Raw genomic sequence first — 8,634 nt, 5'->3', positions numbered from 1 at the left:
GCTAAATAACAAAAACAATTACATACCCTAAAAACCGAACGCAATTAATGAAGTAACAGGTAATACCGGCCTTCGCAAATGCTGAGAGAGTACAAGGTGTTGTAACACCGAAGGGACGATAAGCAGCGAAGGCGCGGTTCTCATTAAGGCCAGAGCACGAAGATGCTCACAAACAGGTCGGATATACGTACGCAGTATTACTTTCTGTTACTCACAAAATGTTTGATCTATCCGAGGTGTCCATATATGTACTTGCGGCGTCTCACAGGCGTATCTGCACATAAGGCCTGCGGCAGGCAATTCAAAACAATGAAGGTTAACGCTGAAATCCGCTAATTCAGAGCAAAGTCAGTCGAAACTAAAAACTTCAACTAAGGGCAAGTTAGCCCTCAACCTCATCATGTTCTAACCCTATCCCCTCTACCCCATCTGGTAGCGCGCTCTCGCTGATATCCACTATGGTGGAGCGGTTCATGGTGATCTTGTAGCGGGCAAATTGTGGCGGCTTGCGACCCTCTTGCAGGGAGAGCACCAGGTTGATCTGATAGCGGCGCTCTACCGAGTCGCTGCTGATCTTGCCGTCGGCCTCCTTGTAGATCTTGGCCTTGCCGCGCTCTAGGTAGCGGGCGAAGGGAGCCAGGCTGAAGTTCACCTGCTCCTGAATGGTGGAATAACCCGCGAGGAAGTCTTTGCTGGCGATGCGCGAGTTGATGCCGTAGTGCAGTATGTCGGCATCGAGCTTGTTCTGGCTGTGGCGCCGCCTCAAGATCTCATCTATCTGCTCGGGCAGATCCTTAGACTTGATGAAGTCTATCCACACATGCTGCCTAGCGATCATCGCCTGACTCGTGGTGTCGCGCAGAATCCGGCTCCAGCGCGGACGCCCCTTCTGGATCACCCGCCACAGGGCATTACGAATGTCCTCTTTGAAGATCTCACGAAAGCCGTAGATCACCGCCAGGGTAAATACCAAGGCCATGGTCAGGCCGCTGAAGATCCCCTGAGCCTTGATGATCAGGGTCGAGACCACCAGCATCACGAAGGCGGTGGCGATCCCCGTGGTCATCTTCTTGAGGCCCACACCTAATCGTTTCTGCTCCTCTTTCAACACAACCCCTTGCTGGATCAGGCGACGAAGCAGCAGCATCTTGTTAGAGATGCGGTTGGGATCGTTCAGTGTCTGAGAGGAGTTATAGTTCTTGCTGTCGCGATAGCTGTTCTCGCTGCGACACAGGTTGATCACCTCCTCTGTCACCTCGCTGTAGTCGCTGCTGCGGGGCGCATGGGACATGAGTTTCAGCAGGCATTGCTCACAGAACCAGGAGAGGTAGTTATCGGCGTTCTCGAAGTAGTGCTTCCACTTAGGGTCACTGGGCTCGTTACGGCGAAACTTCTTCAACAGCTGGGTGACTATCTCGCTGAGATCTTTGAGCGAGGCATAAAACTGCTCCACATCCTCTACCTGGGCCAGTTCCTTGCTGTCGGTCTCGATGGCCACGGCAAACTGATAGGCAAACAGGTTGAGGTAGAGCCTGAACTCCTCGACGGTACGCTTCTTCTGGCTGATAAAGCGCCCCTGCACCAGTGGCAGATGCAAGCCTGAGGAGTAGTAGGAGCGTCGGCCGGCGATGGCCGCATGATAATATTCTTCTTCGTCAAGGCTCTGGGGATTAATCCCCATCTCTTTGGGCAGAAAGAAATAGAGGTCGAGCCGCCTATGGTCACCCACCTTCATCTGATGGGTAAACTTGATCGACAGAGACTCTTCCTGCTTGATATTGACCTTAGACACAAAACCTCAGAATAATAGAATTATTTCAGTAATTTAGAAATGCACATCCTGAGTATAGCCTAAGTGCGACTATTGCACTATACGGCAACCACAGATGGTATTACTCGGCTGAAATAATACCACCGCATAGTCCCTGTGGGGATCTAATTCCAGTGTCTCGATGGAGAGATTATGCATCCCCTTGCTGTCTAAGTTAAAAGAGCTGATATAGGAGAGATATTGCATATGCCTTGGCATGGTCTCAGCCGATTCGGTGCCTATCTCCTCCTTGGTCTCTACCGAGAAGTGATAACGGCCGTTGGCCTTATCGAAATCGAGGAAACTGCCCTGCATGCGTATGGTGCCCGCCGAAGTGCCGTCGAGGTTAAAGTAGCGATAGTTGATCTGCGCCTGCTGCTTCTTGGCCATGATATCCACCAGCAGATAGTGACGTCCCTCGGCCTGAGCCTCGTCGCGGCGATCGAACAGCTCGGAGCTACAGCTGAGCATGATGCTTTCGCTGGGATAGAGATAGCGATAACTGATGGTGATGCTTATCGCCAGCAGCCCCAGCACAATAATATTGATCGCCCACAGTACCTTTCTATTCACACAGAGATACCTCTTTAAACCAGGCCTCGGAGATAAACCGCTTCTGCTGCCTGTAATCGGTTAACTTAAGGTTGCGCACCAATGACTGCCCCATCTTCTCGCCTCGCATGGTGATGTTAAACACCTGCTTGTCGTGGGACAGCGACATATAGACCTCTTTCCAGGGCGAAGACTCGCAGCGCTCAAACGCCTGAGACATCTTCTCCGACAGGCGCAGCAAAGAGGTGTTATTGGTCTTGGACTTGGCGTAGCTGATAAACATCATCTTCTGCCCCGACTCCAGGGTAATACCGTGGCGCAGATAGGGTTCGCTATGTTGCACCTCGAGACTCACCGAAGAGAAGAGCTGCAAAGAGACCAGGGCGCCCAGTAGCAGGACGATCAGCCCTATCCACAGCTTGATCCAGCGATGGCGCTTGCCAAACAGCCAGGCTAAAACCGCCTCGATGCGCTCACCCACACCGTGGAGCTCCGCCTGTGCAGGCGCATTGTCGGCATGATGCACGCTTGAGGGCACGGCGCTATCCAGGCGCAGACGATAGCCCTTGCCCTTGACGGTTTCTATCATATGTTCATGCAGCGGGCCGAGGAAGGAGCGCAACATAAACACCGCCCGCGCCACCGACGAGTCGCTTAGTGGCGGGTGCTCGTCATCCCCGGCACCCAAGACACGCTTAGCCACCACCTTGTCGCTATTGGCCAGCAGGAGCGATAGCACCTGCAGTTCGGCGCGCGGTAGATGCCACTCTTCACCCGTCAGCTCGTTGGTGAGCACGCCAGCATGTCTGTCGAATCGGCAATCACCCAGTTGCATCTTTGTTACTCTGTCGTTTCATTGCTAATAAGCTTATGCAAACGCAGTAAAAAAATCTGTGATCCCCTCTATCTCCTCGAAACTCATCTAAAAAATGCCCTTACAATTGCTAGGGCCTGTTGACCTTTTGAGAACAAATTTTGTTCTAATTGAGCACGTTCAAATCGCGGCAGGAGGCTTGGAGTATAGTTATTCTATATAAAAGCCGAGTAACAAAGCGTTGAACGTGCTCAAGACGAACCCTACGGGCAGCGTCTGTATCATTTTTCTACTGCGTTATCGCTCATTGATGTAGCACACCACATTACAATCGCTCTGCCTTGTATAAAAGCGATACAGAATGCTGCAAAAATGAACGCGAAGATAAACAGGCCCTAGGGAATAATAAGCTATGTGATCCCCGCCGCCTTCTTCACGTCCATAGGCCCACTATTTATCGCCACGCGAAAGCTGCAAATTAACATGAATGTTACAAATAAGGTGATCCAGACCACAGTGCAATCGCGCCAAACAATACCCAGCCAACACATTAATTGAACAAATCGATGCAAGACACCCAAAAAACGCCTGCCCGCAGATGTTCATCCATCCCATGGCTTCATCCAGCCCAAATCACACTATTTGCAATCTACCCGGACCACACTGACCCCAAGTTCAAACCGGCGTATCCCTTTAACCACGCCAACAACAAAAATAACATCTATCCAAGTGAGGACATTGTCATGACCATCAATAGACGCCAAGCACTTAGCCAAATCATCGGCATCAGCACCGCCGCGGCAGGCGCAACCCTAATGGGCACATCGGCCTTCGCCGCCACCGATGAACAAGGCAACTACAAACTGGAACTGGGTGAAAAGCTCAAGTATGTTCCACTCGATCCTATGGCGACAGCCAAGCTGGCCTATGAGACTGGCGGCGGATGTATGCACCAGGTGTTCTACGCCTTAGTGACTATGCTGGCTAACTCAAGCAGCGCCGACGCCGACAAGTTTAAGACGATTCCAACGGCACTGGCCGGTTATGGCTGGGCGGGTATCGTGGGCCAGGGCACAGTGTGTGGTAACAACAACGCCACCGGCATGCTGGTCAACATCCTAGACGACATCAACGGTCAAAACTCTGCCGTGATCGGTGCCTCTTTCCGCTACTACGAGGTGACCGAGCTGCCTTATTCAAGCGACGAGTTCGTGGCTGGTATCGGCTCTACCGCCGAGAAGACGGCCCTGGTCGGTAAGTCATCGGTTGCCAACAGTATCCTGTGTCACTCCTCTATCAGTAACTGGTCTAAGGCCTCCGGCTTTACCTTCAGTCAGAAGGGCGAGCGTTGTAAGCGTCTGTCGGCCTCTGTGGCCTATCATCTGGTCGAGCTGCTTAACCGTGCACATGCAGGCGAAGATATCTCGGCACTACCTGAGTCAAAGCCTTCAAGCGAGGCCCAAGGCTGTCAAAGCTGTCACGGCGTAGAGACCACCATGGGCAGCGCCGCCAGCGTGAAGTCTGACATGGAATGTACGACTTGCCATACCGGCCACTTTAACTAAAGGAGCAGGTCATGAATGAGAAGTTATTAACTGCCCTACTGGCAACGGCGCTTATCTGCGGCGGCTGCGGTAGCGACGACAACGATGATAAGGATGACGGTGGGAACATCACTCCGCCGCCGGTTGCCGACACCATAGATGCCGGTGAGGCCTTAGCCATCAACCTGACCCTGGCCGAGTTTGACGGCGTGACGGGCGCACTGAACTTTGCCCTGAAGGATGCTGACGGCCTGGCCATCACCAATGCCAAGGATTATCGCATCGTCTACTTCGGCTTCCCCGACAGCACGACAGCGTCATCTAACGCCAAGGCTTGGAAACACTGGCACGTGACCCAGAGCTATCTGTGTGACAGCGCCGAAGGCGACTGCCAGGGCGTGCTAACAGAGACTGACAAGGGTCAGTACAGTTTCGATGCAACCGATCTTAACTGGGACGCCAACACGGCGCCTGGTTCGGTAAAGGAATATAAGGTCGGAATCGAGATAAAAGGTGCCAAGGCGACCAACGAATTGGTTCTGCTCCCCTCCACTTAACCCACTGCACCACTTTGAGGGTCACCGCCTAGCGTGTGGCCCTTTTTTTATGTCCCGATTTTATACCAATCGTAATAAATAATTGATCATTCTAGCTTGTTAAAACGCTCGATAACTGTATTAGTATTTTTAATTGTAGAATAACTACTTATCTAAAAATCCTGCTTTGTTCTCAAGCGTTTTTTCTGCGCTATTTCTGATCCGCTTGCTCTGCGTGTGCTTAAAGTGGATAGATGCAAGGCACAGTTTGCAGCGAATGGCCCTAGTCCTTCGCAAGAACTGTAACGCAGCAAATACCGCTGTAAGCCTCGCCCTGCGGGGCTTTGATAGCAACACCATTTCGGCGTTATTCAACTTCAGCAGGCCTCGGCATGCCCTCAGTTGAATGCCTTGAACTGTCGCTGCTATCAAAGCCAGAGCTGTGCGACGACTTGTTCGCACCTTCCCTAGGTATACAAACTAAACATGCGCACGAGTATAGGTATGAATAAGAAAGTGAGCCTAAGTATGGGCATGGGCCAGCCTAGCCAGAGATCGGGAGGAGGCTATTGCTCGCCGAGCAGTTCGCCGAGGGAAGGCAGATAGTTGGAGGGCTCAAATACGGAATAGATGAGCAGAAACAGCAGCAACAGCTGGGAGATCAGCAGGATATATTGTTGCTTGGTCATGCGACGAATTGGGCCGCTGCCCAACAGCTCGCGGTGAGGTGAGAGTTTGGCATGCAGTATGTAACCCTGATCGCCCACCGACTCCAGCAGCTTGCCCGACGGGCTGCCGAGAAAGAAGCGAATACGATCCACCGCCTGTACCAGACGCGCCATGTTGGCCTCCTCCTCTGGCAGGCAGGCCAAGAGGTCGGCATTGGACATCACCTGTCCACGGCGCTCGGTCAGTAATTTGAGTACGGCAAACTCCGCACCCGGCATACGCCAGCTGGTGTCATTGTCTTGATTTGACAGCGTCGACTGAGACGGCTCAAACCAACAGCAACCTATTTGCATCGGGGTCTCACATTAAGGGAATCACACAAGAATCACGACGCCAAACCTGGCTGTCGTCTCTTAGCTAGTGTGACACTTAAGCCCGGCGACTTTCGTGACAATCAGCACATAACCCATTAAATTATTTAAATAATTATGATACATCCCGATACAAATTTAAGCTGACCCAGGCCTATTTTCAGGCTGATTTCAGCTAAAAAAAGACGCCCCGAAAGGCGTCTCTTGAATCCGTTAAAAACCCTATTAGAAAGAGTACAATAGGGTCATGTTGGTTTCGGTGTCTGTGCTCTTCTTGTCGTCCAGCGGCTCGCTGTTGTAACGCACGATAACCGCAAACTTCATCGCCAGCGCGCCAACTATGTTGGCCGTGATAGACGTCTCTGAGCGGCCTTCCAGGCTCTCACCATAATCGGCCACAAACAGCTGCTTGAACTTAGAGTTGTCGGTGATCTCGGTTTCGAAGTTCATCACGCCGTGCGCCACCCAGCTATCTTCGGTGTCATAACCCGCTTCGGCGGCGCTCTCATCGTCCAGACGCTTGTACTGGTAACCAGGACCCACTTCGATAGCTAAGGTCGTCTTCTCGGTATCGACAAACTTGTGACCATAACCGGCAGAAATCGTCGACTTAGAATCGAAACCGGTAAATGGGTCGATCTCGTGGTTGGCGTTGGCAAACATATAGTTCACGTCGCTGAACTTGTAGTTGCCCTGTACCAGACCGTAGTAGCGCTTACCCGTCTCTTCGCCGCTATCTTCTTTATAGAGGGCTTCTAACAGGTACTGGTTTTCCCAGTTGCCCAGCTCGTGCTTCATGTCCAGACGGCCCTTAAGTGAGGTCGTCTCTGTGTTACCTGTGGTAACCGTCGCACCCAGTTCGGCGTCGGCGGCAAAGGTTCTGTCACCCTTAACAAAATCGGCACCCGCATGGGCAGCAAAAGGAGCCGCCATCAGGATGACCGTGGCTGTCAGCAGTTTTTTCATTATTTGTTTACCTATTTATCTAAGTCCCTTAAAAATTGGCGCAATAGTATCATTCGGCGCACAGAAATGAAAATTGCACTTGCCTTTACAGCATTTTGAACTAGCCACTCACCTAACGGCAAGAGTTAGTCCTTACTTTTTATTGCGTCTTGGCCATAAAAAAGCCCGCCGAAATGGCGGGCCTTTGTCAAACTACCTATTGCCGTCAAGCCGAATTAGTTAACCTGTGGATCTAACTCGCCAGACTGGTATGCCTTATACATGGCTTGCAGAGACTTAGGCTTGATCTTAGAGCCCATGCCAGCCGCACCGAAGGCTTCGTAGCGCACGGTACAGATGTCTGCCATTGCTTCCATAGAGGCCTTAAGGAATTTACGCGGGTCGAACTCACTTGGGTTTTCCGCCAGGAACTTACGTACCGCACCGGTAGAGGCCAGACGCAGGTCGGTGTCGATGTTAACCTTACGCACGCCGTGCTTGATGCCTTCGACGATCTCTTCCAGTGGTACACCATAAGTTTCAGGGATGGCGCCGCCATACTGGTTGATCACTTCCAGCCACTCTTGTGGCACAGAAGATGAACCGTGCATCACCAGGTGAGTGTTAGGGATACGCGCGTGGATCTCCTTGATACGGTCGATACGCAGCACGTCACCGGTAGGCTTACGGCTAAACTTGTAGGCACCATGGCTGGTACCGATAGCGATAGCCAGGGCATCGACGTGAGTGTCGGCCACGAAACGCGCCGCTTCTTCCGGCGTAGTCAGCAGCTGCTCTTCGCTCAGGATACCTTCGGCGCCAACACCATCTTCTTCACCGGCTTGGCCAGTTTCCAGGCTACCCAGACAGCCGATCTCACCTTCTACCGACACACCACAGGCGTGTGCGAAGGCAACGGTTTTACGGGTCACATCGACGTTGTACTCGTATGTAGCCGGTGTCTTACCATCGGCCATCAGTGAGCCGTCCATCATGACTGAAGACATACCCAGCTGGATAGAACGCTGACACACGTCAGGGTGAGTACCGTGATCCTGGTGGATACACACAGGAATATCTGGGTACTGCTCGAGCGCCGCCGCCATCAGATACTTAAGGAACTGAGGACGCGCATACTTACGTGCACCCGCAGACGCCTGAACGATAACCGGGCTGTCGGTGGCTTCTGCCGCCTGCATGATGGCGCGCATCTGCTCCAGGTTGTTAACGTTAAACGCGGGAACGCCGTATCCGTGCTCTGCGGCATGGTCTAGCAGTTGACGTAGGGAAATTAAGGCCATTTTTAACTCCAATAATAGGGTGGTCATCGGGCGCAGCCCGCTTAACCACCGAGGTCACTATCGTTTGGACAGATTTTTATACCGATAGCCAA

The 8,634-nt window shown here is 52.2% G+C and carries 8 protein-coding genes; 2 read left to right on the top strand and 6 right to left on the bottom strand.

Annotated elements, in window-relative coordinates; genetic code table 11:
- Positions 1-382: 382 nt before the first annotated feature.
- The 3 genes from L1D47_RS13630 to L1D47_RS13620 all read right to left on the bottom strand — a co-directional run bounded on the left by L1D47_RS13630 (position 383) and on the right by L1D47_RS13620 (position 3,197).
- Entirely contained in the window at positions 383-1,792 is a 1,410-nt protein-coding gene (locus tag L1D47_RS13630) for a hypothetical protein (protein ID WP_239885579.1), read from the bottom strand.
- Positions 1,793-1,861: 69 nt separating this feature from the next.
- Positions 1,862-2,383, bottom strand: coding sequence for a hypothetical protein (locus L1D47_RS13625; RefSeq protein WP_239885577.1), 522 nt, complete (start codon positions 2,381-2,383; stop codon positions 1,862-1,864).
- Positions 2,376-3,197: a helix-turn-helix domain-containing protein gene (locus L1D47_RS13620; protein WP_239885575.1), complete on the bottom strand. Its 822-nt coding sequence runs from the start codon at positions 3,195-3,197 to the stop codon at positions 2,376-2,378. Before L1D47_RS13620 ends, L1D47_RS13625 begins: the two co-directional genes overlap by 8 nt.
- A gap of 722 nt (positions 3,198-3,919) precedes the next feature.
- On the opposite strand from L1D47_RS13620, the gene L1D47_RS13615 reads away from it, so the two are divergent.
- Together L1D47_RS13615 and L1D47_RS13610 are read left to right on the top strand one after the other, a co-directional pair.
- The gene (locus tag L1D47_RS13615; protein ID WP_239885573.1) at positions 3,920-4,741 is read left to right on the top strand and encodes a cytochrome c3 family protein; all 822 of its coding nucleotides are present in this window, start codon (positions 3,920-3,922) and stop codon (positions 4,739-4,741) included.
- Positions 4,742-4,752: 11 nt separating this feature from the next.
- Positions 4,753-5,277 carry a hypothetical protein gene (locus L1D47_RS13610; protein ID WP_239885571.1) on the top strand — a complete coding sequence of 175 codons (525 nt, stop codon included), beginning with the start codon at positions 4,753-4,755 and terminating at the stop codon, positions 5,275-5,277.
- Between the two features lie 545 nt (positions 5,278-5,822).
- Here the strand turns inward: L1D47_RS13610 and L1D47_RS13605 are convergent.
- From L1D47_RS13605 to fba, 3 genes are all read right to left on the bottom strand, one after another.
- Positions 5,823-6,278 (bottom strand): winged helix-turn-helix domain-containing protein, encoded by a 456-nt coding sequence (locus tag L1D47_RS13605; RefSeq protein WP_052813600.1) that lies wholly within the window; start codon positions 6,276-6,278, stop codon positions 5,823-5,825.
- Between the two features lie 243 nt (positions 6,279-6,521).
- Positions 6,522-7,262, bottom strand: coding sequence for a DUF481 domain-containing protein (locus tag L1D47_RS13600; protein ID WP_239885569.1), 741 nt, complete (start codon positions 7,260-7,262; stop codon positions 6,522-6,524).
- Between the two features lie 215 nt (positions 7,263-7,477).
- A complete protein-coding gene (fba, locus tag L1D47_RS13595; protein ID WP_041508528.1) occupies positions 7,478-8,542 on the bottom strand; it encodes a class II fructose-bisphosphate aldolase in 1,065 nt (354 codons plus the stop codon).
- Positions 8,543-8,634 lie beyond the last annotated feature (92 nt).

It is taken from the genome of Shewanella sp. Isolate7 (genome assembly GCF_022398425.1).
In the GTDB taxonomy this organism is placed as follows: Bacteria; Pseudomonadota; Gammaproteobacteria; order Enterobacterales; family Shewanellaceae; genus Shewanella.
The sequence above is the reverse complement of the archived record's forward strand: the minus strand, read 5'-3'. Positions and strand labels throughout refer to the sequence as shown.

Bases quoted from the DNA above. Each gene is read 5' to 3' on its own strand.
- L1D47_RS13620 (WP_239885575.1), bottom strand. From the start codon at position 3,197: ATGCAACTGGGTGATTGCCGATTCGACAGACATGCTGGCGTGCTCACC.
- L1D47_RS13615 (WP_239885573.1), top strand. From the start codon at position 3,920: ATGACCATCAATAGACGCCAAGCACTTAGCCAAATCATCGGCATCAGC.
- L1D47_RS13610 (WP_239885571.1), top strand. From the start codon at position 4,753: ATGAATGAGAAGTTATTAACTGCCCTACTGGCAACGGCGCTTATCTGC.
- L1D47_RS13605 (WP_052813600.1), bottom strand. From the start codon at position 6,278: ATGCAAATAGGTTGCTGTTGGTTTGAGCCGTCTCAGTCGACGCTGTCA.
- L1D47_RS13600 (WP_239885569.1), bottom strand. From the start codon at position 7,262: ATGAAAAAACTGCTGACAGCCACGGTCATCCTGATGGCGGCTCCTTTT.
- fba (WP_041508528.1), bottom strand. From the start codon at position 8,542: ATGGCCTTAATTTCCCTACGTCAACTGCTAGACCATGCCGCAGAGCAC.